The organism is Sinomonas gamaensis, from assembly GCF_005876955.1.
GTDB lineage: Bacteria > Actinomycetota > Actinomycetes > Actinomycetales > Micrococcaceae > Sinomonas > Sinomonas gamaensis.
In genome coordinates, this window is sequence record NZ_SSCL01000016.1 from 34,964 (window position 1) to 57,389 (window position 22,426).

General features: G+C 69.1%; 27 protein-coding genes. 9 read left to right on the forward strand and 18 right to left on the reverse strand.

All coding sequences use genetic code 11. The annotated features are described in order from the left end of the window. Positions 1–58: 58 nt before the first annotated feature. The 9 genes from E5679_RS17555 to E5679_RS17590 all read left to right on the forward strand — a co-directional run bounded on the left by E5679_RS17555 (position 59) and on the right by E5679_RS17590 (position 5,871). Positions 59–850 (forward strand): SDR family oxidoreductase, encoded by a 792-nt coding sequence (locus E5679_RS17555; protein WP_138418276.1) that lies wholly within the window; start codon positions 59–61, stop codon positions 848–850. Beyond that, a complete protein-coding gene (locus E5679_RS21315; RefSeq protein WP_171042430.1) occupies positions 847–1,020 on the forward strand; it encodes a hypothetical protein in 174 nt (57 codons plus the stop codon). Before E5679_RS17555 ends, E5679_RS21315 begins: the two co-directional genes overlap by 4 nt. Beyond that, on the forward strand, positions 1,017–2,189 hold the full coding sequence (locus E5679_RS17560; protein WP_138418278.1) for a pyridoxal phosphate-dependent aminotransferase: 1,173 nt from the start codon (positions 1,017–1,019) through the stop codon (positions 2,187–2,189). Before E5679_RS21315 ends, E5679_RS17560 begins: the two co-directional genes overlap by 4 nt. Continuing rightward, complete coding sequence (locus E5679_RS17565; RefSeq protein ID WP_138418280.1) at positions 2,186–2,497, forward strand: hypothetical protein; 312 nt, start codon at positions 2,186–2,188, stop codon at positions 2,495–2,497. Before E5679_RS17560 ends, E5679_RS17565 begins: the two co-directional genes overlap by 4 nt. A gap of 55 nt (positions 2,498–2,552) precedes the next feature. Then, positions 2,553–3,149 (forward strand): TetR/AcrR family transcriptional regulator, encoded by a 597-nt coding sequence (locus tag E5679_RS17570; RefSeq protein WP_138418282.1) that lies wholly within the window; start codon positions 2,553–2,555, stop codon positions 3,147–3,149. 138 nt (positions 3,150–3,287) lie between these two features. Beyond that, positions 3,288–4,028: an MBL fold metallo-hydrolase gene (locus tag E5679_RS17575; RefSeq protein ID WP_138418284.1), complete on the forward strand. Its 741-nt coding sequence runs from the start codon at positions 3,288–3,290 to the stop codon at positions 4,026–4,028. A 97-nt stretch (positions 4,029–4,125) separates the two neighbouring features. Further along, on the forward strand, positions 4,126–4,434 hold the full coding sequence (locus E5679_RS17580; protein WP_138418286.1) for a hypothetical protein: 309 nt from the start codon (positions 4,126–4,128) through the stop codon (positions 4,432–4,434). A gap of 32 nt (positions 4,435–4,466) precedes the next feature. Beyond that, on the forward strand, positions 4,467–5,315 hold the full coding sequence (locus E5679_RS17585; protein WP_249336211.1) for an alpha/beta fold hydrolase: 849 nt from the start codon (positions 4,467–4,469) through the stop codon (positions 5,313–5,315). Further along, positions 5,308–5,871, forward strand: a complete 564-nt coding sequence (locus tag E5679_RS17590) for a TetR/AcrR family transcriptional regulator (protein WP_138418288.1) — start codon at positions 5,308–5,310, stop codon at positions 5,869–5,871. The genes E5679_RS17585 and E5679_RS17590 overlap by 8 nt, the downstream gene beginning before the upstream one ends. On the opposite strand, the gene E5679_RS17595 is transcribed toward E5679_RS17590, so the two are convergent. The 18 genes from E5679_RS17595 to E5679_RS17680 all read right to left on the reverse strand — a co-directional run bounded on the left by E5679_RS17595 (position 5,868) and on the right by E5679_RS17680 (position 22,353). Further along, positions 5,868–7,043 carry a flagellar hook protein FlgE gene (locus E5679_RS17595; RefSeq protein WP_138418290.1) on the reverse strand — a complete coding sequence of 392 codons (1,176 nt, stop codon included), beginning with the start codon at positions 7,041–7,043 and terminating at the stop codon, positions 5,868–5,870. The two genes, E5679_RS17590 and E5679_RS17595, sit on opposite strands and share 4 nt — an antisense overlap. Before the next feature lie 23 nt (positions 7,044–7,066). After that, entirely contained in the window at positions 7,067–7,486 is a 420-nt protein-coding gene (locus E5679_RS17600; RefSeq protein ID WP_138418292.1) for a flagellar hook assembly protein FlgD, read from the reverse strand. A gap of 40 nt (positions 7,487–7,526) precedes the next feature. Then, entirely contained in the window at positions 7,527–8,090 is a 564-nt protein-coding gene (locus tag E5679_RS20945) for a flagellar hook-length control protein FliK (protein WP_171042431.1), read from the reverse strand. 563 nt (positions 8,091–8,653) lie between these two features. Continuing rightward, positions 8,654–9,691 carry a C40 family peptidase gene (locus E5679_RS17610; protein WP_138418296.1) on the reverse strand — a complete coding sequence of 346 codons (1,038 nt, stop codon included), beginning with the start codon at positions 9,689–9,691 and terminating at the stop codon, positions 8,654–8,656. Further along, positions 9,688–10,107, reverse strand: a complete 420-nt coding sequence (locus E5679_RS17615; RefSeq protein ID WP_138418298.1) for a flagellar FliJ family protein — start codon at positions 10,105–10,107, stop codon at positions 9,688–9,690. The genes E5679_RS17610 and E5679_RS17615 overlap by 4 nt, the downstream gene beginning before the upstream one ends. Continuing rightward, positions 10,104–11,441: a FliI/YscN family ATPase gene (locus E5679_RS17620; RefSeq protein WP_138418300.1), complete on the reverse strand. Its 1,338-nt coding sequence runs from the start codon at positions 11,439–11,441 to the stop codon at positions 10,104–10,106. The genes E5679_RS17615 and E5679_RS17620 overlap by 4 nt, the downstream gene beginning before the upstream one ends. Beyond that, positions 11,438–12,070 (reverse strand): FliH/SctL family protein, encoded by a 633-nt coding sequence (locus E5679_RS17625; RefSeq protein WP_138418302.1) that lies wholly within the window; start codon positions 12,068–12,070, stop codon positions 11,438–11,440. Before E5679_RS17625 ends, E5679_RS17620 begins: the two co-directional genes overlap by 4 nt. After that, on the reverse strand, positions 12,060–13,088 hold the full coding sequence (gene fliG, locus E5679_RS17630) for a flagellar motor switch protein FliG (protein WP_138418304.1): 1,029 nt from the start codon (positions 13,086–13,088) through the stop codon (positions 12,060–12,062). Before fliG ends, E5679_RS17625 begins: the two co-directional genes overlap by 11 nt. Continuing rightward, on the reverse strand, positions 13,085–14,704 hold the full coding sequence (gene fliF / locus E5679_RS17635; RefSeq protein ID WP_138418306.1) for a flagellar basal-body MS-ring/collar protein FliF: 1,620 nt from the start codon (positions 14,702–14,704) through the stop codon (positions 13,085–13,087). Before fliF ends, fliG begins: the two co-directional genes overlap by 4 nt. Continuing rightward, positions 14,704–15,009 (reverse strand): flagellar hook-basal body complex protein FliE, encoded by a 306-nt coding sequence (fliE, locus tag E5679_RS17640; RefSeq protein ID WP_138418308.1) that lies wholly within the window; start codon positions 15,007–15,009, stop codon positions 14,704–14,706. The genes fliF and fliE overlap by 1 nt, the downstream gene beginning before the upstream one ends. Beyond that, complete coding sequence (locus E5679_RS17645; protein WP_138418310.1) at positions 15,006–15,401, reverse strand: flagellar basal body rod protein FlgC; 396 nt, start codon at positions 15,399–15,401, stop codon at positions 15,006–15,008. The genes fliE and E5679_RS17645 overlap by 4 nt, the downstream gene beginning before the upstream one ends. Positions 15,402–15,411: 10 nt before the next feature. Beyond that, complete coding sequence (locus tag E5679_RS17650) at positions 15,412–15,753, reverse strand: flagellar basal body rod protein FlgB (RefSeq protein WP_138418312.1); 342 nt, start codon at positions 15,751–15,753, stop codon at positions 15,412–15,414. A 119-nt stretch (positions 15,754–15,872) separates the two neighbouring features. Then, positions 15,873–16,817, reverse strand: coding sequence for an NYN domain-containing protein (locus tag E5679_RS17655; protein ID WP_138418313.1), 945 nt, complete (start codon positions 16,815–16,817; stop codon positions 15,873–15,875). A 177-nt stretch (positions 16,818–16,994) separates the two neighbouring features. Beyond that, positions 16,995–17,390: an HNH endonuclease signature motif containing protein gene (locus tag E5679_RS17660; protein ID WP_138418315.1), complete on the reverse strand. Its 396-nt coding sequence runs from the start codon at positions 17,388–17,390 to the stop codon at positions 16,995–16,997. Next, a complete protein-coding gene (locus E5679_RS17665; RefSeq protein ID WP_138418317.1) occupies positions 17,321–18,508 on the reverse strand; it encodes a DUF222 domain-containing protein in 1,188 nt (395 codons plus the stop codon). The genes E5679_RS17660 and E5679_RS17665 overlap by 70 nt, the downstream gene beginning before the upstream one ends. Positions 18,509–18,617: 109 nt before the next feature. Continuing rightward, entirely contained in the window at positions 18,618–19,829 is a 1,212-nt protein-coding gene (locus E5679_RS17670) for a metal-dependent hydrolase family protein (RefSeq protein WP_138418319.1), read from the reverse strand. Further along, the gene (locus E5679_RS17675) at positions 19,816–21,288 is read right to left on the reverse strand and encodes an MFS transporter (protein WP_138418320.1); all 1,473 of its coding nucleotides are present in this window, start codon (positions 21,286–21,288) and stop codon (positions 19,816–19,818) included. Before E5679_RS17675 ends, E5679_RS17670 begins: the two co-directional genes overlap by 14 nt. 60 nt (positions 21,289–21,348) lie before the next feature. Beyond that, entirely contained in the window at positions 21,349–22,353 is a 1,005-nt protein-coding gene (locus E5679_RS17680; protein WP_138418322.1) for an ornithine cyclodeaminase family protein, read from the reverse strand. Positions 22,354–22,426: the final 73 nt, after the last annotated feature.

A 22,426-nucleotide genomic window follows, 5' to 3' on the forward strand; every position in this document is an offset into this window, starting at 1 on the left:
CGCAGATGCGAACTAAATAGCACTAAAAGTCCACTCCTCCCTGAAAGGGAACAATCCCATGCAGCTCTTGGAAGGCCAGACCGCGATCGTCACCGGCGCGGGCACTGGCATGGGGCGCGCCATCGCAGCGCTGCTGGCGGCCGACGGCGCCGCAGTCGCCCTGGTCGGTCGACGGCGCGAGCCGCTCGAGAAGCTCGCGGCGGAAATCCGCGCCGAAGGGGGCACCGCCGTAGTCCTCCCCGCTGACATCACCAAGGGCGACGACGTCAAGGCTCTCGTGGACGCGGTCCACCGGGACCTCGGGGCGGTGGACATCCTGGTGAACAACGCGGGCAGCGCGAGCTCGGTGCTCAACGTCCGATGGATCAGCGAAGAGGAATGGGCACAGGTCCTGAACGTGAACCTCACCGCCGTCTACCTCCTGTCCCAAGCGGTCCTGCCGGACATGCTCGGCCGCAAGCGCGGGACGATCATCACGGTCTCCTCGCTCGCCGCGGTCAACCCGAACCTCCTCGGCGGGGCGGCGTACGGCGCGGCCAAGGCCGCCGCCAAGAACTTCATGACCTACCTCCACAACACCTTCAGGAACGACGGCCTGCGCGCCGCCACGATCCTGCCCGGCGAGACCGCGACCCCGATCCTGGACAACCGCGCACGCCCCCCGCACGAGGCCGAGCGCGAGGCCATGGTCCAGCCCGAGGACGTCGCCCGCGCTGTCGAGCTGGTCGCCACGCTCCCTGCGCGCACCGTCATCACGGAGCTCTCGATCGCCCCGACCTTCCAGCGCGACACCTCCGGCGACCTGGAGATCAGCCGCTGGATGGGCGCGCCGGAGGATGAGCGGCCATGAAGGCCCGACACCTGGTGACCGCCCGCCGCGCGAGCGCCGTGCAGCCGCGAACCTCCGGCCACACAGCCTCCATCGACCGCCCCCTCTATGCCCTCCCCGCCAAGACCACGAGCCCGGGCACGACGTCGCAGCAGCCGTCGGCCGGGCACCCCCGACAAGGAGCATCATGACCATCCACCCCGAACTCAGCCTCGGATTCTCCGCCTCCGAGCTGGTCCAGCGGATCGAGCGGCACTCCCTGCGCGTCCAGCAGCCGGCCTCAAGCGGGTCCCTCGTCTCCCTCGCTATGGGCGAGCCCGACTTCGCGACCCCGCACAAGATCACCCTCGCCGCCGCCCGGGCCCTCGAGGACGGTTTCACCCACTACTCCCCCATGCGCGGCGAACCCGTGCTCCGCAACGCGATCGCGCGCTCCCTCGGCGAGCTCGCCGGGGACGAGTTCGCGGCCGACGACGTCCTGGTCACCCAAGGCGGGACCGCCGGGCTCGCGGCGGCGATCCTCGCCGTCGTCAATCCGGGCGACCGCGTGGTGATCCCGGACCCCACCTACTCCCTGTACGCGGATCTGGTGAACATGGCCGGCGGCACGGTTGTCCCCGTCCCGCTGGCCGGGGACCTCCACTGGGACGTCCCCGCGCTTGCCCAGGCGCTCGTCGGAGCGAAGCTGTTCGTCTTCTGCAACCCCTCCAACCCCACCGGGATCGTGCACAGCCGCGCCGAGCTGGAAGGGCTCGCCGCCGCCGTCGCCGGGACCGAGACGCTCGTCCTCGCCGACGAGGCCTACAGCGAACTCGTCTACACCCCCGAGCCGTTCACCTCCGCGCTTCAGCTCCCCGGGCTGCGGGACCGGACCATCTACTGCCAGACCTTCTCCAAGAGCTACGCGATGACCGGCTGGCGCGTGGGCTACCTCTGGGGCCCCGCCGAGGTCATGAACGCCGCGGCCCGAGTGCACGGGACCTTCAACGGCTCGCTCAACAGCGCCGTCCAGCACGCCGCCGTCGTCGCCCTCGAGCAATGCCGCGAGGACATCGAGGAGATGCGACGCTCGTACCAGGCCCGCTGCGAACTCATGTACACGGGCCTCGCCCGGATCCCGGGCCTCACCGTCCGCGAGCCCGAGGGCGCGTTCTACCTCTTCCCCAAGTACGAGCTCGACATCCCCTCCGCCCAGCTCACCGCCGACCTGCGCACCTTCGGCGTCGCAGTCCGCCCCGGCGGCGAGTTCGGCGCCGCCGGCGAGCACCACCTCCGCCTCTCCTACGCCGCAAGCCCCGAGCACATCACGGCCGGCGTCGAGCGCCTCGCCGCAGGCCTGAGCGAACTGGGACGGCGATGATCACGGCTTCTTTGACGGGTGCCGCCGTCTTTCCCACGATGGTGCTCCTGGACGAGAGCACCTCGCAGCTTCGGTGCCGGATGCTGGGCGGCCCGATCCACGTCCTCCGCCGCCGGGCGCACCGGCTCGGGAAGCTTGTGGCAGGTGTTCCCGGGGTCCTGAGGGTCCGCGAAACGCTCGACGGCGTTCTCATCGACTGCGAGGCCGGCACCGAGGACGCCCGGCAGATCCGCAAGACGGTCGGGACGCTCTATTCGGTGATCGCCGGCGGCGGAGTCCACCCTGCGTCCGGGCATGCGCATGGTTAGGCTGGGAAGCGCGGGCGCGAGGCCCGCGCCGACATCCCCAGAGAGGACGCGCCGTTTGCGAAGCGACACCAAGCGCAACCGTCGCCAGCTGATCCAGGCCGCCGGACGCCTGTTCGCCACGAGCACCGGCCTGGCCTCTGTCAGCATGTCCGACATCGCCCGCGAGGCCGAGATCTCCCCCGCCACCGCCTACCGTCATTTCGCCTCTGTCGAGGAAGTGCTCATCGCCTACCGCTACGGCATCGGCGAACGGCTCAAGGAGTTCAGCGACGAGCAGAAGAGCTCAGGCGTGACGCTCCTGCGCGACGTGGACCGCCGCTGGGTCGAGCTCGTCGGCGAGCACGGATGGTCGATGGTCCACACCCGCTCCCCCGAGGGCTACCTCGCCCGGCTCCGCAGCGGAGCCGAGTACCTCACCGTCCAGGCCGACGCACTCGAGCGCCCCCTGCGCGAAGCCATCGAGGAGCTCGGGTTGCCCGCCATCGGCGACGAAGCGATGTTCCTCTGGAACATCCTCTTCGACCCCCGCGAAATCCTCGACGTCATCAACACAGTCGGCCTCTCCGAGAAGGACGCCGCCGACCGCCTCACCGACACCTTCCTCGGCGCCGTGGGCGGCTGGTGCAAGAACGAACGCGGTGGCACGGACTGAGCCGGGAAACGGGCCTTTCGCTTGGGCTTCACGGATGCCACCCATGTGGCGGGCTTGGCGGGCCTATCCCCGGAATGCGTTCGGCAGAGCCTGCGTGGGCTTCGGCGCCCGAGGGCGGCCCGCAGCTAGGATCCTGACGTGGATCAGGTGGTTGAGGGGATGTGGCTTGTCCCGGGCGGGTCGTCGAATTGGGTCATCGTGAAGGATCCCGGCAGTTCCTCGTTCACCCTCATCGATGGAGGCTATCCGGCGGATTATGGCCGGCTGTTGGGCTCGATGAGGCAGATCGGCCTCCGGCCCCAGGATTGCCGCGTGGCCCTCGTCACTCACGGCCACGTTGACCACATTGGCGGTCTTCAAAAATTCGCGACGGAATTCGGGGGGCCGGTCCTGTGCCATGCGGATGAGGTCCGGAATCTCGTGGGACCGCAACGCGAGCAGGTGACAATCGGGCGAATTGTGCCGAGGCTGTGGCGCGGGAGGGTCAGGAGTTGGCTCCGTACCGCGCTGAGCCTGAAGGCCCTCGAGCCCGTTTCCATCACGCCCGCCGGCGTCTTCCACGATGGCGAGACGCTCCACGTTCCCGGATCGCCCACCGTCTTCCACTTCCCCGGACACACTTCCGGCGCCTCGGCGTTCCTGTTCGACACTGCGGGGCAACGCCTCCTCGTCTCGGGTGATATCGCAATCACGGCGCACGAAACGTTGCCCGACCAGACGCCGCGCCTCCGGATCCTCCCCTCGATGTTCCACCGCGACCGAACTCAAGCGCAGGCGAGCCTCGATCAGCTCATGGCGCTTCAGCCCGACGTCGTGCTTCCCGGCCACGGACCAACGCTGCGGCTCACGGGCTCGGACGTGGCTGACCGCCGCGCGTAGAGCAGGATGTCGTCGGGCCTCTACTGTCGAGGCACGAGACCTTCGCACGGGCACGGCGTGCCTGTACGGTTGGCACAACCGGCCCGGAAGGACAGCAATGACGCGCTTCCTCATCACGTACCACGGCATGCCGTACCCCCAGCCTGACGTCATCTCCGCCTCCCGCACGGCACTGCGGAAGTGGGCGGAGAATTTCCTGGGCACAGCCCTTGTCGACTTCGGGGCACCACTGCTCCTCGGCGGCCAGATCGCGGCAAGCGAGCCGGTCGACGCCGTCGAGATCGACGGCTACAGCATTATCGAGGCACGCTCTCTGGCCGACGCGCGGGCACTCCTCTCGGACCACCCCTACATTTCGCTCGGCGGAACCATCCAGATCAACGAGTGCCTCGAACTGGAGGGTTGACGATCCAAGCTAATAGAATTAGCTTTGCAGCTATGAGCACTAGCGAAGGGGTCATGATGTCCAGTCTTGGAACCGATCTTCGGATGCTGCAGCGGGACGGCGGCCAGCTCGCCTTTGAAGTCCTCGGCGAGGGCCCCCTCGTGGTGTGCCTCCCGGGGATGGGAGAGCTGCGGAGCAGCTACCGGCACAACGTCCGCGCCGTGGCGGCGGCTGGTTTCCGGGTCACGGCCGTGGACCTGCGCGGCCACGGCGACAGCGACGCCACCTTTGCCGAGTACGACGACGTCGCTGCCGCCACCGACGCGCTTGCCCTCATCGAAGAGCTCGGCGGCCCCGCGCTCCTCGTCGGCAACTCCATGGGCGCCGGCGCCGCGGTGTGGGCCGCCGCCGAGCGGCCCGACCTCGTGGCCGGAATCGTTCTGATCGGCCCGTTCGTGCGCGAGACCCCGATCAACCCCCTGATGGCGTGGGCCTTCCGGGCGGCGATGTCTGGTCCTTGGGCTCCCGCCGTCTGGCACGCCTACCTGCCCTCGCTCTCCCCGGGACGCAAGCCGGCAGACTTTTCCGAACACCGGGCCGCGATTCGGGAGAGCATGCGTCGACCCGGCCACGCCCGGGCCTTCGCCGCCACGACGCGGACCAGCCACGCGCCGGCCGAGGCACGTCTGGCCGAGGTGCAGTGCCCCGCTCTCGTCGTGATGGGTACCGCTGACCCCGACTTCCCCGACCCAGTCCGGGAGGCCAGCTGGATTGTGGACCATCTCGCGAACGCCGAGCAGCTGCTCGTGCAGGGCGCGGGACACTATCCTCAGGCCGAGGAGCCAGAGATCCTCAATCCCGCCCTGATTGCGTTCGCCCACAAGGTCCTGCCCCGTGCCTAGGGCTGGGCTGAGCCCAGCGAAGGTCGTCGAGGAGGCCGCGGCCTTGGCCGACGAAACCGGGTGGGACAACATCTCCCTGGCTGCCATCGCGGCCCGGTGCGGGGTCAAGCTGCCGAGCCTCTACAAGCACATTGCCTCCCTCGAGGCGCTCCGGCTGGAAGTCAGCACCCTTGCGCTCCGCGAGCTGGCGACCGCGATGGCCGACGCCGTGCTCGGCAAATCCGGCAGCGACGCCGTACTCGCCCTTTCAGCCGCCTACCGCGGGTATGCGCTGGCGCATCCGGGGCGATACGCCGGGACCGTCGCTGCGCCGACCGGGGAGCACCAGGGTCAGCTTGAGGCCGCGGCCGCAGTGCTCCGGGTGGTCGAGGCGACCCTCGCGGGCTACGGCCTCACCGGGGACGACGCCGTCGACGCCGCCCGCGCGCTGCGGGCGGCCCTGCACGGCTTCGTCCACCTCGAAATCAACGACGCCTTCGGCCTGCCCGCCGACATCGACCGCAGCTACCGCCGCCTTGTCGAAGGCATCGACGCCGCGATGGCCAGTTGGGTTTAGTGCTTCAGGTCCACCAATTCCTGCAGAACTTGATCAGACGTGGTGATGATGCGCGCATTCGCCTGGAAGCCGCGCTGGGCGACAATCAAATTCGTGAATTCCTGCGAAAGGTCAACGTTCGACATTTCCAAGGCGCCTCCCGTCAGCGTTCCGAATCCCGGCCCGCCAGCCTCGCCGACCTGCGGGTTCCCCGAATTCGCCGTGCTCGTGTAAGAAGATGCCCCTGCCTTCTCGAGGCCCTCCGGATTGGTGAATTTCGCAAGCGCCACTCGACCCACCACTTGCTTGACCCCGTTGCTGAATGCTCCGACAAGCGACCCGTCGTTGCCCAGTGTGAAGGACACCAGTGTGCCCGCAGCAGCGCCATCTTGTCCGCTCGCAACGACCGTCGTCATCCCTGCGTAGCCGGTGACGGCTGCGAGGTCCACGGTCATTCCGCCCACCGCCAGCGAGCCGCCGGAGGTCAGCTTGCCGTTCGTGAACGCGAGCGAACCGCTGCCTGTGGCGCCGTTCGCGTCGGCCGCCGTGACGTCCCATCCGGTCCCCGTGCGAGTGAACGTCACCGCGAGATCCCGGGCCACGCCGCTGGCATCGAAGACGTGCACATCCCGCTCGAGGGCGGTGCCTGCGGCGGCATCAGAGGGGAGATTGCCGTCGAACGTGGCCCGTGTCGTGGCGATGGCGGGAACGGTGGCCGTGGGCGACAGGACGATGTTCCCGATCGGCGAGCCCGTGTTCACGGCGCCCGAGGCGTCGGCCGTCCAGCCCTGGAGCAGCGCGCCGTCGGCGCTCACGAGACGTCCGCCGGCGTCGAACTCGAACGACCCCGCGCGCGTGTAGAGCTGCTGCCCGCCACGGCTGGTCACAAAGAAGCCGTCACCGGAGATCATCATGTCCGTCGCCTTGCCGGTGGACTGAGCCGAGCCCTGGTTGAAATTCGTGGTCACTGCGGCAACCTTCACACCAAGTCCGATCTGCGCAGGGTTCGTTCCGCCCGTCTCCGCCTGCGGACCCGACGCACCCTGAGTGAGCTGGGAAAGCGTGTCCTGGAATTCCGTCGAGGAGCCCTTGAACCCCGCGGTATTGACGTTGGCAATGTTATTGCCGGTCACGTCCAGCATGGTCTGGTGGGCGCGCAGGCCCGAAATGCCGGAGTAGAGCGAACGAAGCATGGGAATGCCTTTCGGGTAAGGGCCTAAGCCTCGGTAATTCCGGTAATTGATCCCAGCGGAATGGACGCTCCGCCAATCGTGAGGGTCGGCGTCGAGCCGCTGTAGGAGACCGATCCGACCCTCCCGGCGCCAGCGGTCCCGTCGCCGGTCAGGTACGTGACGGCCTTGCCGATGAGCGCAGCGGCGGCGGCGCGTTGCTGGACGCTCAGCCCCTGCGCGCTGTCTGTGGCGAGTTGGGTGAGCTTCTCCATCATCGCGAGCTGCGTTGTCTGGCCGATCATCGCGTTCGTGTCCATGGGCGAGCTCGGATCCTGGTTCTTGAGCTGGGTGACCAGGAGATCCATGAAAACGCTCGAGTCGAGCGCCTGCTTCGGTGTGCGCGTGGGCGTGGCGGAGGTCAAGCTCGTGATGCCCACCGGGCTGCTGACGGGACTGATGCTCATGGCTGCTTTCCTAATAGGGCTCTGGTTTCCTGATCGGGCTCTAAGCGAGGATGTCGAGGCCCGCCGCGCTTCCAACCGGAAGAAACGGCGCGGCTCGCGCCGGGGAAGCCCGTGCCCCGAGCACTGCGCCGACTCCCTCTTCACGTCGCCCACGCCGCCCGCTGTCGCGCGAGCCGTTTTCACTGCCGTCGCGCGCGCCTTCATGGGGAGTGTTGCGTTCGGAGAGGTCGAGAGTCGCGGCGAGCCCGGCGTCTGCCAAGTCCCGGCGCAGGTCCGGCAGCACCGCCTGAACGGCAGCCCGACCCGCGTCCGTCGGTGCAAACAGCTCGACTCTCAAGCCCTCGGCGCCGATGTGCGCCTGCACCGTGACCGGCCCCAGATTCTCGGGAGTCACCTTGACCGTCATCACCTGCACCCCGGGCGCGCCGGCCGCGAGCGTGAAGATGGGCTTCGCCAGCTGAGGCGCCATCGGCACCGTGACGAGGTGGTGCGTTGGAGCCGGAGGATTCGGCACCGAGGGGGTGAGCGGCGCGAATGGCTGCGCGGTCACCACAGGAAAAGCCGACGACGGCGGCAGCTCAGCTTGGCGGGCCAGCTCGGCCAAGGGGCCCGCTTCCGTTCGCGCCGCAGGCTCACTCTGCGCAGGCAGGTTCACCACACACTGTTCCGGCACCTTCGCGGGAACTAGCACAGCTGCGTCAGTGGGAACTGGCACACCCGCGCCAGTTGCCTGAGCAGGCCGGGGTTGATCCGGAAGTCCGGCCCCCAGCACCGGACCTCCGGAAGTTGTGGGGAGCTGCGCGGCTTGGGGTTTATTCCCCGGTAGGGCCGGAGCAGTAACCAAGACGGTCGCGGGAACCTGCGGCACCAGGATCCCCGAGGCAGCCAACATCCCCGAGGCAGCCAGCACCTCCGATGCCGTCAGCGAATCCGCGATCCCCTCCGCACTAGGATTCTCAGCCCGAAGAGGCATGTGCGCCGGCGCGTCGGGAGTCTGATCTGCCGACGAACCATCGGCGTCAGCTGCCGGGACCAGCGACGCAAGCGCCGCGGCGAACAGCTCGGAGGCAACGCCGTCGGCCGCGGAGGCAGCGGAGGCCGCGGAGGCGGCGCCCGGCACGCCAAGCAGGGGCAACGGCGTCGGCAGGGCGGGAAGCAACGCCGCCATCAGGCCCCCGTCCTGGAGAGGGCAGAGACGATCTGGCGCGCCTGGCCCTCCCATTTCGCGTACGCCTCGGGGTACGCGGAGCGCTGCACGGACTGGTCGGCGGCGGCGACGGACATGCTCTGCCAATCCGGGATTGCGGTGAGCCGGTCGAGGAACCTGTCCGTGGACTTCACGGGATCCATGGCGTCAGCGACGGTTCCCCACGAGTAGGCATTCCCGTTGACCTGCTGCTGGAACAGCCCCACCGAGTACCCGTCGGTCCCGACCGCCGACTGGTCGGGCGCGAGCGCCTGCGATCCCGCAACCTTAGGGTTCCAGTACATCCGGAGCGAGGATTCCTGAAGTGCCGTCGAGATCGCGTCGACGGCGGCCTGCGACGGCAGCCCGCGAGCACGGACGCGGTCCACGATTGTCTGGGCGTATTGCGTCTGGCTCGCGTCGAGCCCGGCGGGCGACGACGACGGCGTGGCTGGTGAATCCGGCACGATCCGGCGGATGGCCGTGAGGTTCGAGTACTTCTCCCACGCGTCCCGCACCTGGATCGTCTTCCCTGGCACGGGCGCATCAATGGCCTTGCCGTTGCCGAGGTAGATCGCGACGTGCTCCCCGCCGAAGCTCACCAGCAGGTCGCCGGGCTTTGCATCGGCGAGCGACGGGACGGGAGTGCCCGCCTGCATCTGGTCGTGCACCACTCGCGGGAGCGAAATCCCTAGGTCCTTGTAGACGCGTTGGACAAAGCCCGAGCAGTCGAGGCCCTTCGACGGATCCGTCCCGCCCCAGAGATACGGCACTCCCACGTACTTCTGGGCGGCAGCGGCAACCTGATCCCCGGTGACCGCACCCGCAGCGGAGGCGCCATTCGCGCGTGGGGCGATGGCCGCCGTCGTGCTCGAGACCGCGTCGGCGAGGGCCTGCCCGAAGTCGCTGCTCGCTGACGCAGGCGCCGGACCGTCCTTGGTGCGCGAGGCCGAGTCGGCGAGCTGGACGAGAGTCGACTGGATCTGCGAGACGCGCCCGAGCGCGTCGACCATACTCATCGGGCAGCTCCCCGGCGGGCGCTTGAGAGCTCGTCGAGCACGTTCTGCTCGGCGGCGAGGTCGGCGGCCGCGGCCTCTGCGGCGTGCCGTGCCTCGAGCTTCTCTAGCCCGAGGGTCCGGGCGCGTGCCGCCGCAAGGTCGTGCTGCGCGAGTTCGGCGTCTGCGTCGGCGAGCGCGGTGAGCGCCTCGAGCTCCGCGAGCAGGCTTGACGAGGCGGAGCGGGCGGCGGCGATGGCGCGCAGCGAGGCAGCGTCAGCGGCCTCCGAGGGCAGGCGCTCCGCCTCGGCGAGCGCGGCGTCCTTGCGCGCGGCCACGGCCCGGAGCTGGGCGTTGACGGCGCCGAGGTGCGCGGCGGCCTGGTCCTGCTCGAGGCGGCGGAGCCGGAGCAGGCCGGTGAGGGGGAATTGTCGGCTCATCGTGCACCTCCGAGGATCGTGGTCAGCTGGTCGAGCCTGGCCCAGGCTTCGGCCATCCGCGTCTGCTCGCCGAGGCCTTGCCGCAAGAACGCGTCGATCTCCGCCTCGTGCGCGAGGGCCGCGTCCACGAGCGGATTGCTGCCCGCTCTGTAGGCGCCGACGTCGATGAGGTCCTGGGCCGCCTTCCGTGCCGCGAGCACGCGTCGCAGTTCTGCGGCGAGCGCCTGGTTCTCGCCGGAGTTGACCTTGGACGCCACCCGCGAGACTGAGCCGAGCACGTCGATCGGCGGGTAATGCCCGGCGACCGCGAGTCGGCGATCCAGCACCACGTGGCCGTCGAGGATCGAGCGGGCGGCGTCGGCCACGGGCTCGTTGTGGTCGTCTCCGTCCACGAGCACGGTGTAGATCCCGGTGACGGATCCCGTGGCTCCCGTCCCGGCTCGCCCGAGCAGTCGGGCGAGGAGTGCGAAGGTCGACGGCGGGTACCCGCGCGTCGCCGGCGGCTCGCCTGCGGAGAGTCCCACCTCGCGCTGGGCCATGGCCACGCGGGTGAGCGAATCCATCATGAGCACCGCGTGCGCGCCGCGGTCGCGGAACGACTCGGCGATGCGCGTCGCGGTGAACGCGGCTCGGAGGCGCATGAGCGCGGGCTCGTCGGAGGTCGCGACGACGACGACCGAGCAGGCGAGGCCTTCGGCCCCCAGATCGTCGTCGAGGAACTCGCGTACCTCGCGGCCGCGCTCCCCCACGAGCGCGATGACGGACACCTCGGCCTCCGTTCCCCGCGCGATCATCGACAGCAAGGAGGACTTCCCCACCCCCGAACCAGCGAAGAGGCCAAGCCGCTGACCGCGTCCAAGGGTCGTGAGCGTGTCGAGGGCGCGGACGCCCGTCTGGAGCGGGGTGTCGATCCGTGCACGCTGCAGAGGTGACGGAGCATCATGGTCGAGGGGCACGCGCTCACCGGGGCGCATCCCCTTCCCGTCGATCGGCCCGAGGCTATCGATCGGCCTTCCGAGCCCGTCGAGGACGCGGCCAACCAGCGCGCCTCCCGTCGGGACCAGCACGGCTCCGCGGCGGGCCCGCACCCGGTCGCCGGGCCGGACCCCGGCCAGTCGGCCCAGCGGCATGCAGCGCAGCGAGCCCCGCGCGGTGGCGACGACCTCCGCTTCAACGCTCCGGGCACGGTTGCCGCCGTCGGCCGTTTCGATGGCGACGACGTCGCCCACACCGCACCCGAGCCCCTCCACCTCGAGCCCGAGGCCCACCACGGAGGTCACCACACCGCTCCGTTCCGGTGCGGCGGCGGCGAGCGCGCCTGGGAGGCCCCTCACAGGGTCACCCCCGCGAGCGCCGCCCGGGCCCGCTCGAGCGCCGAGCCGATGCGCGCGTCGAGCTCGCCGTCGGGATACTCGGCGACGGCGTCGCCTCGGGCCAAGGACGGGTCGGGCACCCAGGTGACCTGCGCCGTCGTCGTCATTGTTGTTGTCCTCAATGTCGGGGCAAGCTCCGTTTCAAGCAGCGCGAGATCGGCCGGATGCAGGTGCACCGCCACTGCAGCCTCGGAATCCGGCGCCGAGAGCGCGCGCTTGAGCGCGGCTTTCGCGCCGGTCGCGGCGTCGGACAGCTCGCTGCCCAGGATCGCCTCGGCGAGTGCGATGGCGGCAGCCGCCAACTCGTCGTCGGCCTCCAGGAGGATGGGAGCGGTGCGGGCATGCAGCGCGGCCGCTGCGGACTCGAGGAGCACGACGGCGGAGGCGAGGCGGCGCTGCCCCTCCTCGCGGGCGGCGGCGTGCTGGGCTTCGAGCTCGGCCCGGAGCACCCGCGCTTCTGCCTCCGCCTTGCGCAGCCCGGCCGCGTAGCCGGCGGCGTGGCCGCGTGTGAAGCCTTCGCTCTCGTTCGCGCCGTGGATCGCGGGGAACGTGACAGTGCGGGGCTGAGCCGCCTCGACGTCAGTAGACAATCTCGTCCTCCTCCCCGCGTCGTACGGTGATGGTGCCCGAGGCCTCGAGTTCGCGGATCGTGCGGACGATCGACGCGCGCGCCTCCTGCACCTCCGAGGCGCGAACCGGCCCGACCGCCGTGATCTCCGATTGGAGGATCTCGCGGTTGCGATCCGAGACGTTGCTGTTGATCGCGTCGAGCAGGGGCTGAGCGGCGCCCTTCATCGCCCGGGCGAGGACGCCGGCGTCGATCCCGCGCAGGATCTGCTGGATGTCACGGGACTCGAGCTTCACGATGTCCGCGAACGTGAGCATCTTGGAGCGGACCTCCTCGGCAAGTTCGGGGTCCTTCTGCTCGAGCCCGTCCAAGACGGCCCGTTCCGTGCCGATGTCGGAGCGGTTGATGATGTCCACGAGGGGCTGCACGCCGCCGACGATCTCGGCATGGCTCCGCCCTGCTGCCACGGCCGTTCCCGTCCGCGCCTTGAGGCTTTCCGCGATGATCGTCACAGCCTCGGGCGTCGCGGAACCCATGGTGGCGAGGGCGTGGGCCACCTCGATCGCCTGCCCCTCCCCCAGCCCGGCCATGACCGCGGAGGCCTTCTCCGGCCGGAGATGGGCGAGCACGAGCGCGATGGTCTCGGGGAGCTCGCCGTCGAGCAGCGTCAGGAGCTGGGACGGCTCGACCGTGTCGAGGAACTCGAAGGACTTCCCCGCCATCGTCGACGCGAGCCGGCCCATGACTCCGGCGGCCTTGTCGGCGCCGAATGAGGACTCGAGGAGCCCCGCTGCGAGGTCGCGCCCCCCGCGCGTGGTCCTTCGCCCGGCGACGGCGATGTCGTGGAATTCAGCGATGACCTTATCCGAAACCGCCGCCTCGACCCGGTTCAGCCGCACGATCTCCGCGGCGATGTCCTCGGCCTCGGACTCGCTGAAGTGGGCCATGACCTTCGCCGCGTTCTCCGGGCTCATCTGCATGAGCACGATTGCAGCTTTCTGCGTTCCCGTGAGCTGCTGCTCGAGGGCCAAGGGGGTCATACGCCAGCCCGGTCGTCCATGAGGCCGCGCAGGAACTCGGCGGTCTTCTGCGGATCCACGGCCCCGAGGCGGTCCACCTGCGCGCGACGGCGCTCGGCGTCGAGGACTTCGGTGCCCGGATCTGGGAGGGCCGGGAGCGGCTCGGGGACGGGGAGGGCCACCGTCGGGGCCGCCTCGATCACGGCCGGCTGGGGCAGCTCGTCATAGATGATGTCGCCGCCCAGATCGATCGGCTCGCGGACGGCCGCGCGGCGGGCGCGCAACCACAGCAGCACTGCCACGAGGAGGATCGCGAGCAGTGCAATGCCGGCCCACATGATGTTGGACCACAGAGCTGCCTGCGCCTTCGCGGCCTCATCGGCCTGCTGCTGCGCGAGGGCGGCCTTCGCCTGGTCCGCTGCCGCGGTGCTGAACGGAACCACCTGCACCGAGAGAATGTCGCCGCGCTGGGAGTCGATGCCGGCCGCTGCCGAGACGAGCGAGTTGAGGTTCTGGAGGTTGATGCCCTGCGCCGCGGCCTGGTTGATGGCGACCGAGACGGACTGCTTCTTGAGCGCGCCGGCGGGAATCGTGCGATCCTCAGTGACCTTGTCGACCGCGTTGTCCTTGGTATCCGTGGTGGAGTCGTAGGTGCCGTTGCCCGAGGTGCCCGGTGTGCTCGTCCCCGACGGCACGCTGATGTTGTCCGGGCCGAGCACGCCCGAGGCCCCGTTCGCTCCCGTGCCCGTGTACTTCTCGGTCTTCGTGGACTGGCTCAGGGGCGCGGTGTTGTTGGCGCTCGAGAACGTCTCCGACTTCTGCTGCGCAGACTGCTGGTTCACGTCGGGGATGACCGCGACCGTGGCGTTGCCGGGTCCGAGCACGCGGTCGAGGACGGCCTGGACCGCGGACTGCGTGCGCTGCTGATAATCGGAGGCGAGCTTGGTGCTGTTGCCCGTGGTGCCGGTGCCGACGGCGGAGAGCACGTTGCCCTGCGAGTCCACCACGGAGACGTCGGTTGCCTTCATCCCCGGCATCGAGGCGCTCGTGAGGTGGACGATCGCGTCGACCCTGTCGCTCGACAACGTCACCCCGGGTTGGGTCTGGACGAACACCGAGGCGGTGGGGTCCGTCTTCTGGGACGTGAAGACAGACTTGTCCGGCAGGGCGAGCTGGACGCTCGCCGATTTCACGCCGTCGAGGTGAGAGATCGTCGTCGCCAGCTCGCCTTCGATGGCGCGCTTGTAGGTAACGTCCTGCTGGAACTGGGACGAAGTGACGCCCATCTTGTCGAGCAGCGAGTAGCCGGTCGCGGGCGCGGCGGGGAGGCCGGCCGAGGCGGCCTTGAGGCGCTCGTCGTAGACCTTCTCCTGCGGCACGAGGACCGTGGAGCCGCCGTCGGCCAGCTCGTAGGGCACGTTGTCCTTGGCGAGCTGCTGGACCACGGCACTTGCGTCCGAGCTCTGAAGCCCTGTGAAGAGTGGCGCGTAGCTGGGCTTCGTGAGCCACGACGTCAGGGCAAAGCCGCCGAGCGCGAGCACGGCGAGTCCGATGATCGCAACAGTGCGCTGGCCGACCGTGAAGCCCTGGACCGTCGCGCTGAGGCGACGGAGCGCGGCAGTGATGAACGGCGGCATCAGGCCTGCATCCTCATGATCTCGTTGAACGCGTCAACGCCCTTGTTGCGGACGGTGGCCGCGAGCTCGAGGGTGACCTGGGCGCGGGTCGCCGCGATCGTGGCGTTGTGGATGTCGTCCAGATTGCCGGTGACCGCCTGTACGGCGAGCTGGTTCGACGTCGACTGCAGCTGTTGGAGGTTGTCGACGGCGCCCGCGAGGCTGGCCGCGAACGACGAGCCTGCCGGTGCCGCCGTCGTCGGGGTCACCGCACCCAGGCCAGCGACACCCGCCGGGGAAATGGGGCCGATAGGGGCGATGCTCATGAGCCCTTTCCGATCTGCAGCGCCGACTCGTAGATGTCCCGTGCCCTGTCCACCACCTGCGCGTTCGCCTGATAGCCGCGCTGCGCCATGATGAGTGAGCCCATCTGCTCGTTGAGATCGATGTCCGGGTACCACACGTAGCCGTCCTTGTCTGCGATGGGGCTGTCCGGCTGATAGACGAGCCGTCCCGTGGCATCGCCCTCGGAGATGCCTTTGACGTAGACGCCGGTGGTCCCGGGGCCAGCTTGGGCCTCGATGTACTTGGCTTGGAATGCTGGGCCGCTCGTAGGGGCCGCGGTGTTCACGTTCGCGAGGTTGTCCGAGATCGCGTCGAGCCACTTTCGGTGGACCGTGAGGGCAGTACCGGCGATGCCGATGGCGTCGAAGGTCATGTCCTCACCCTCAAGCTGTCTTCATCGCGGTGCGGAGCCCCGAGAACTGGGCGCTCATGGCCTGGGATGCGAACTGGTAGCGGAGCACGGTGTCGATGTTGGACAGCGTCTCGGTGTCGAGGTTCACGTTGTTCCCGTCGGTGCGGGTCGGCTCCTGGGAGGTTGCCGTCGTCGCCCGCGCATTTCCGTTGCCCGCCGCGACGGAGGCCGCGAGCGCGTCCTCGAATTGGACGCGTTTTGCGTGGTAGCCGGGCGTGTTGACGTTCGCGATGTTGTCCGCGATGGCCTGTTGACGCAGCGACAGCCCATTGAGCGCACTCGTGAGCGCGGCGGAGGTCACGGAATCGAGCACACAATCCTGCCTGGGTCGAGGAAACGTCCGGCCCATCCATGGCCAGGTTCTGGGAGCAGTCCGTGCTCACCTGCAGCTATCGGCAGATGAAGCCGGGACATTAGCGGCAGGCGCTGGGATCAGTTGAGGCCGTCGATGTACTCCCAGAACGCCGCTCGGAGAGCACGCCGCACCGTCTGGAGGTCCGTGTCCGCCTCGCCGATGCGCCGTGCGCAGTCCTTGAGGAGCACCCTGTCGATCTCCACGGGGAGCACTGGGCGATCGGCGATGACCGAGTTGAGGTCCGTCTGCGTCGTGGAGCCGTACCAGGATTCGGCTACTGCCACTCCGACCGCGCGGGCGGTATCGATCACGGTGTCGGTTTTCGCCGGCCGACGATCAGAGCTGTACACCAGCTGAGAGCCGGAGCCAGCCATCGCGGTCGTGGCGGGCAGCGACGCCATCGGCTGGCGACGCGGGCTCGGCCTCGGTCCCGGGGTGGGTGTGGGGGCGGCCGGATCGGGAGCCGACTGCACGGCTCGGGTGAACGTCTCATGGACGAGCACACCCGGCAGGGGCAGGACCGCATCTGCACGGAGGGCGATGTCCTCAGCCACGGAGAGCACCCCGAGGTGATGGTCGACGTTCTCGACCCCGACGAGGACAACCCGCATCCCGAACTCTTGGGCAGCCTCGACCGCCTCCGCAAGATCGTCGTCGCCCGAGACGAGGTAGGCCACCGAAGCGGCACGGTTGCGAGCAGCGTTGACCAAGTCGAGACCGATCTTGAGGTCGACGCCCTTCTGTTCGCCGTTGAAGGAGATCCGGCCCAGACGGGTTTTCACTCCAGGGGTGAGGGCGATCCGCTTATGGAGCTCATTCGGGATTCCGTCGCGGGACGCGTCGTACCAATACATGCGCAGGGCATTCAGGTCGGAATCCTGCCGGGCGAGGTCGAAGATCCCGGAGATCAGCTTCTCGTAGTCGACCCTGATCGCGGACCTCAGGGACGTTCCCGCGACTCGCGTCCCTCCCGCGGCCAGAAGGTAGCCGGCGTCGACCAGGATCACGGAGCGATCAGCCATGAGGCATCCTTTCGAAGGCTCGACGTGCCCCTTACTCGGACAGCCTCTTCTCATCCTCCGCGCGTTCGACTGTCATTGGGCACCACGCAGTCGCCCGCGGCGTCCACGCTCTCCGTGGTGGCCCGGCTGATGCGCGCCGTGCCGAGATACGCCGCAAGGGCCGCGATCCGCTCCGAGTCAGAAAGGTGGCGGTAGATCGGCGTCGGGGTAGGTGACGTATTTGCGGCCGGAGGGGGCTGTCCATTCGAGGGTCCCGGGCAGGGAAGGTGATTCCGCGGTGGAGATCTGACGGGCCTTCCAGTGGCCGAGGGTCTTGAGTCGGTGATGCTGGCGGCACAGCAGGGCGAGGTTGTCGGTGTCGGTAGTTCCGCCTTGGGACCATTCGGTCGTGTGGTCCGCCTCGGTGGCGGCGCCTGGCTTGTCGCAGCCGGGGAAGCGGCAGGTGGCGTCGCGCGCGCCGAGGAAGCGGCGCATGGCGGCGGTGGGGGTGTAGCGGCGCCTGCTTATGGCCAGCGGGGCGCCGGTGCCGGGGTCGACGGTGAGCTGGGACCAGGTCGCGGCTTGGGCGGCCATGAGCCTGACGGTGTCGGCGTCCACTGTCCGTACCCGGCGATCTCCCCGGGCGCATCGGCCTCCCCAGCGAGGGTGCGGGCCGGGACGGTGACGATCAGCTCCAGGCGCACCCCACCGGCCGGGCCCGCCCCTGCCGTTCCCGCCGTTCCCGTCGCAGCCGAGCCTGATGGGACCGTGAGCAGGTTGGCTCTGGCGTCGGTGAGGAGGTCGGCGAGGGCGTCGGCGCGCAGCTGGCTGATGGTGCGCTCCTCCCCGGGCCCCTGCAGGGACCGGGCCAGGGCCTCCAGACGGGTGTCGATCGCGGCCCCGGCTTCGAGGGGCAGGTAGGCGCTGAGCCAGCACATCCCGTCCTGGGCGGGTTCGAGATCGACCCTGCGATGGGCGGCGGCCCGTTCCTTCCGAACCGCCAGGGCCTCGCCCGCGTGCTCCTCGGCCAGGCGGCGGAGACGGCGCCTGAGGGCGCCTTGGGTCGGCGCGATGCCGGGGGCGGGCGGGGCCGCGATGGCCACGGCCGCGGCAGCAAACTGGGCCAGCTGGTCCGGGGGGACGGGGGCGGCGGCGTCGAGGACCGCGAGGGCGCGGCGGCGGGGCAGGGTCCCGGACGTCATGCCCTCCAGCACGGGCTCCCAGGCAGGCGTAGTAAGCGCGACCGCCTCGGCGACGGCGGCCGCGGCGGTGCGCTGGGAGATGCGCAGGGCGGCGGCGAACTCGGAGGCGGCCACCGTCGGGGCGTCCAGGCGCCGGGCCGGGTCCGGGGAGGAGCCCCCGACTGCGGCAGTGAGCGCGGCGAGGGTAATCGCCTTGCGGGCCTCGAGCCGTGCCTGCTCGGCGTCGATCCGCTCCAGCTCGGCCACGAGCGCCTCCGCGCGCTCGGCCCGGGCCCGAGCGATGATCCCCGCCGGGGACAGGGAGGCCTCCCACATCGCCTCCGCCTCGAAGTCGGGGCCCGGCGTATCGAACAATGAGGGGTCAACGGCCGGAGCCTCGAGAAGCCGGGCCAGAGGATCGCCCCGGAAGTCCCAGGCCACAGCCCCCAGCGGGTCCCCGCCCCAGGGGTCCGCACCCAAGAGGCCAGGGACCAGCGCCTCCGAGAGATGCCGGGCCTCCTCAACGATCATGGAACAAGTCTCCCCAAGGGGTCCGACAAAATAAGCCCGGCCCCGCCCCAAGCACTCACATGCATGCTGCCGAGGGGAACTCGAGCACCTCGATCATCTCGCCGAACTCTCAGGAAACCTGAAGGGGATCTCCGTCGGCGAGGATGAAGCGCAGTGCGCGGCCTCCGGCGAGCACCTCGATGTCGGCCAGTGGATCGCCGTCGACAGCGATCAGATCGGCCCGCGCACCCTCGCGCACGACGCCCGCCTGGCCCTCCTCCCCCACGATCTCCGCTCCCACGAGCGTCGCGGACCGGATGACGTCGAGGGGATCCTGGACACGCGCACGCAACGAGAATTCCTCGAGTTGGATGGCCAGCCCTTCGCCGTGCAGGTCGGTGCCGTACCCGATCTTGACGCCAGATCGGGATGCGAGGTCCAGAGACTCGAGGCCGCGCTCGAAGATCTCCTCCACATCAGCGCGCTTGGAGGCGTCGAGCCCATGCCCCGTTCGCCCGGAAAGGATCGCCCAATAGGTCGCGAGTGTGGGCACGTAGTAGGCCTGCTTCTCGTGGAAGAGGTCGATGCACTCCTGGTCGAGCAGGTTTCCGTGCTCAATCGTCCTCACGCCAAGCCGCAGGGCCCGCGAGACCGCCTCCGCTGTATAGACGTGCGCGGCCACGTACCTGTGGGCGAGGCGGGCCTCGTCCACCGCCGCAACCACTTCGGCGTCGGAGAATCCGAGCGCCTCGATCCGCATCTTCGAGACCACGCCGCCGGACAGCGTGAGCTTGGCGTGGTCCGCGCCGTCCCTGAATTCCGCCCGCAAGGCCCGGCGCAGCTCCACCTCTCCGTCGCACACCTTCGTCAGGACGTGGCCTCCCGTGGGCGCGAAGATGGGCCCTCCAGCCTTGAGCCGCGGCCCGGTGATCAGCCGCTCCTCCACCGCCCGGGCGAGACCGGTGTCCGCGCCGCCCATGTCGCGCACCACGGTGAAGCCGCGCAGCAGCATCTCGTGCATCACCATGGCGGTCCGCGCCGCGTGATAATTCGGGGTCCACGAGAGGATTTCGGAGAAGTCGCCGGACGCCTGGGTCACGTGGACATGGGCGTCGATGAGGCCCGGCAGCACGGTCAGGCCGGCGAGCGGGATGTCGACGGCGTCGGGAACAGTCCGCGTCGAATTGGAGATTTCGAGGATGCGGCCGCCCCGCGCGACGATGGTGCGGGGTGCGCTGACATCACCGGTCGCCGGGTCGAGAATCCGGGCGTCGCGGAGAACGACGGCGGCCCCGGCCGCCGTCGTTCCCTCCCCTCTTCCCGGCTCTCTACGAGCGCCCATGCCTGCTGCCTTCGGCCTCGGCCAGTGGGTCGGAGCCCGCTCCCTCTTGTGCAATGCCGGCGGGTCCAGGCTCTTGCTCGGGTCCAGACGCGGCACCTGCTGCGATCTCCTCGAGAGCGCGTCCGCGGGTCGGGACGCCGAGGGCCAGCACAACGAGCGCCGCTACGCCGAGGACCGCCATGAGCATTGTGAACACTCCGCCGAATCCGAGGACCGAGAACGTGGCGCCGATGAGGATCGGGGCCACGATTCCACCGATCCTGCCCACGGCAGAGGCGGTGCCCATGCCCGTCGCCCGGAGCTCAGTGCTGTACACCTCGGGGGTATACGCGTAGAGGCCCGCGTAGCAGCCGTTCATGAAGAAGGAGAGAAGCGAGCCGCTGACGACGACCCATCCCTCGGTGGAAGCCTGTGAGAGAAGGAAGGCGGAGCCTGCGCCCCCGAGGAGGTAGACGGCGATCGTCACGCGACGGCTGAACCGCTCGTTGAGGTAGGAGGCGCTGTAATAGCCGGGAATCTGGGCAACCGTCATGATGAGCGACAAGGTGAAGCTGCTCGCGATCGTCATGCCGCGCGCCACGAGAAGCGACGGGATCCAGGTGAAGAACCCGTAGAAGGAGAAGGTCACGGCTGTCCAGAGCAGCCAGAGGACCGCGGTGCGGCGGGCGGTCCCGTGCCGCCACAGATCGAGGTGCCGGAAGAGCGGCGGCTTGGCACGTCCGCCGGCTGGTTGGAAAGGCCCGACGGCGGAGGCCGGCATGGGTGCGACGCGGACGAGTTGTCCTCGCTCGAGGCCGTCGACGATCTGCTGGGCTTCCTCCGAGCGCCCGCGGGTCAGGAGCCAGCGGGGCGATTCAGGAAGCGAGCGCCGCCACCACAGGAGCATCGCGATGGGGAGCGCAGTGACGAGCTGGCTGAGGCGCCAGCCGTCGTGGAGCCCGGCCACGAGGGTGGTGCCGAGCAAGGCGGCGCAGATATAGCCGAAGGCGAAGAATCCGGCCACTGCACCGACGAAGAATCCCCGGCGACGCTTGGGAATGAATTCGGCGATGAACGTGGGAATGATCGCCGATTCGGCGCCGATGCCAATTCCGGCGATCACTCGCATCGTGAAGAAGAATTCCCAGCCCTGGGAAGCCGCGGCAACGGCTGAGGCGACGGCGTACAGGGCCAGCGCGTACATCATGACGCGCCGCCTGCCCACCCTGTCCCCGATGACGCCGGCCGCAATCGAGCCGATGAGGATACCGATCAGAAGGGAACTTCCAATGAGTCCGGTCTGGGCGCCGTCGAGGTGCCAGAGGGGCCTGATGATCGGAAGGATGTAGGAGACGAGCGAACCGTCCATGCCGTCGAACATGAGACCGAGTCCGCCGATGAGGGCCAACTTGATGTGGGGGCGCAGGACGGGCAGGTCATCCATGCGGGTCAGAAGGGGGCGCTGTGTTTCCGATGACATCGGAATGCCTTTCTATCCTCGTTGATATGCGGCTGGGTTGGAGTGTTGTGGCGGGGGGTTTCAGCGGCTCAGATCGATGTTCAGGCCAACACCTCTTTCGAGGGCCGTGTCGTAGAGAACGCGTCCGATGGCCAGGTCTTGGAGGCCAATTCCGACGGAATCGAAAAGCGTAATCTGCTCGGCCGATTCCCGACCGGCGATCGACCCGGTCAGGACTTGGCCGAGTTCGCCGGCCACGTCCCGGGCGCGAAGGGCCCCTTCCTCGACCGCGAGCAAGAGGTCGCCCGACTTGGCGAGGGCAGTGTCCAGACTGTCGACGATGACTCGCGAGCGGGCCAGGGCCTCCCCGTCCACCTCGCGATCGGTCGGGCGGGGGCGTGCACCGACCGCGTTGAGGTGGAGGCCTGGGTTGAACCAATCCCCGAAGACGATCGGGTTCCGGGATGGCGTGAGGGTGCAGACGACGTCGCTGGACTCGACGACGTCTCGCGCCGTCGCTGCCGCCACGACCTTCAGGTTCGCGGCCTTCTCATGGCCCGAAGCCTCCAGGCTCCGACGGAAGGCTTCCAGCGTCTCCGCGGTCCGCGACCAGACCTCGACGGTGTCGATCGGCAGAACCGAGGCGATGGCCTCGGCATGTGCGACCGCGAGCGCTCCGGCCCCGACGAGGCCGAGGACGCTGCTCTCGGGCCGGGCGAGGGTGCGGGTGGCAACAGCGCTGGCCGCCGCCGTCCGGATCCGGGTGGGGACCCGGCCGTCGAGGAGCGCGAGGGTTTCCCCCGTCTCCGCGTCCACCAGGACGATCGAGGAACGCTGACTCGGAAGTCCGCGAGCGCCGTTGCCCGGGATGTCGCTGAGCAGCTTGCACGCGACGAGCGATTGGGTGGCGGAGGCACCGGCCATGACGAGATACCGGGCGTCGGAGGTTGGCAGTTCCATCGACGCCGGTGCCGGTTGGCATGCCAAACCGGCACCGAGGTCGGCGAAGCTGTTCTCGACGGCTTTGATCGTGACCTCCATGTCCGCCAGCGTGGTCAGGTCTGATGCGGTGAGGACGAGAGTCATTGGGCTTTCCTTCGCTTGCCGGTGTCATCAACAATAGACCCGCTTGGCATGCCAGAAAAGACTCTGTTGGCGG

What these genes read in the sequence shown, in the direction of transcription:
- fliE (WP_138418308.1), bottom strand. Translation starts at nt 15,009, where the DNA reads ATGAGCATCGCCCCTATCGGCCCCATTTCCCCGGCGGGTGTCGCTGGC.
- E5679_RS17675 (WP_138418320.1), bottom strand. Translation starts at nt 21,288, where the DNA reads ATGTCATCGGAAACACAGCGCCCCCTTCTGACCCGCATGGATGACCTG.
- E5679_RS17645 (WP_138418310.1), bottom strand. Translation starts at nt 15,401, where the DNA reads ATGACCTTCGACGCCATCGGCATCGCCGGTACTGCCCTCACGGTCCAC.
- fliG (WP_138418304.1), bottom strand. Translation starts at nt 13,088, where the DNA reads ATGACCCCCTTGGCCCTCGAGCAGCAGCTCACGGGAACGCAGAAAGCT.
- E5679_RS17660 (WP_138418315.1), bottom strand. Translation starts at nt 17,390, where the DNA reads ATGGCCGCCCAAGCCGCGACCTGGTCCCAGCTCACCGTCGACCCCGGC.
- E5679_RS17600 (WP_138418292.1), bottom strand. Translation starts at nt 7,486, where the DNA reads ATGAGCATCAGTCCCGTCAGCAGCCCGGTGGGCATCACGAGCTTGACC.
- E5679_RS17585 (WP_249336211.1), top strand. Translation starts at nt 4,467, where the DNA reads ATGAGCACTAGCGAAGGGGTCATGATGTCCAGTCTTGGAACCGATCTT.
- E5679_RS17595 (WP_138418290.1), bottom strand. Translation starts at nt 7,043, where the DNA reads ATGCTTCGTTCGCTCTACTCCGGCATTTCGGGCCTGCGCGCCCACCAG.
- E5679_RS17670 (WP_138418319.1), bottom strand. Translation starts at nt 19,829, where the DNA reads ATGGGCGCTCGTAGAGAGCCGGGAAGAGGGGAGGGAACGACGGCGGCC.
- E5679_RS17655 (WP_138418313.1), bottom strand. Translation starts at nt 16,817, where the DNA reads ATGGCTGATCGCTCCGTGATCCTGGTCGACGCCGGCTACCTTCTGGCC.
- E5679_RS21315 (WP_171042430.1), top strand. Translation starts at nt 847, where the DNA reads ATGAAGGCCCGACACCTGGTGACCGCCCGCCGCGCGAGCGCCGTGCAG.
- E5679_RS17665 (WP_138418317.1), bottom strand. Translation starts at nt 18,508, where the DNA reads ATGATCGTTGAGGAGGCCCGGCATCTCTCGGAGGCGCTGGTCCCTGGC.
- E5679_RS17560 (WP_138418278.1), top strand. Translation starts at nt 1,017, where the DNA reads ATGACCATCCACCCCGAACTCAGCCTCGGATTCTCCGCCTCCGAGCTG.
- fliF (WP_138418306.1), bottom strand. Translation starts at nt 14,704, where the DNA reads ATGCCGCCGTTCATCACTGCCGCGCTCCGTCGCCTCAGCGCGACGGTC.
- E5679_RS17555 (WP_138418276.1), top strand. Translation starts at nt 59, where the DNA reads ATGCAGCTCTTGGAAGGCCAGACCGCGATCGTCACCGGCGCGGGCACT.
- E5679_RS17565 (WP_138418280.1), top strand. Translation starts at nt 2,186, where the DNA reads ATGATCACGGCTTCTTTGACGGGTGCCGCCGTCTTTCCCACGATGGTG.
- E5679_RS17610 (WP_138418296.1), bottom strand. Translation starts at nt 9,691, where the DNA reads ATGAGTATGGTCGACGCGCTCGGGCGCGTCTCGCAGATCCAGTCGACT.
- E5679_RS17580 (WP_138418286.1), top strand. Translation starts at nt 4,126, where the DNA reads ATGACGCGCTTCCTCATCACGTACCACGGCATGCCGTACCCCCAGCCT.
- E5679_RS17680 (WP_138418322.1), bottom strand. Translation starts at nt 22,353, where the DNA reads ATGACTCTCGTCCTCACCGCATCAGACCTGACCACGCTGGCGGACATG.
- E5679_RS17615 (WP_138418298.1), bottom strand. Translation starts at nt 10,107, where the DNA reads ATGAGCCGACAATTCCCCCTCACCGGCCTGCTCCGGCTCCGCCGCCTC.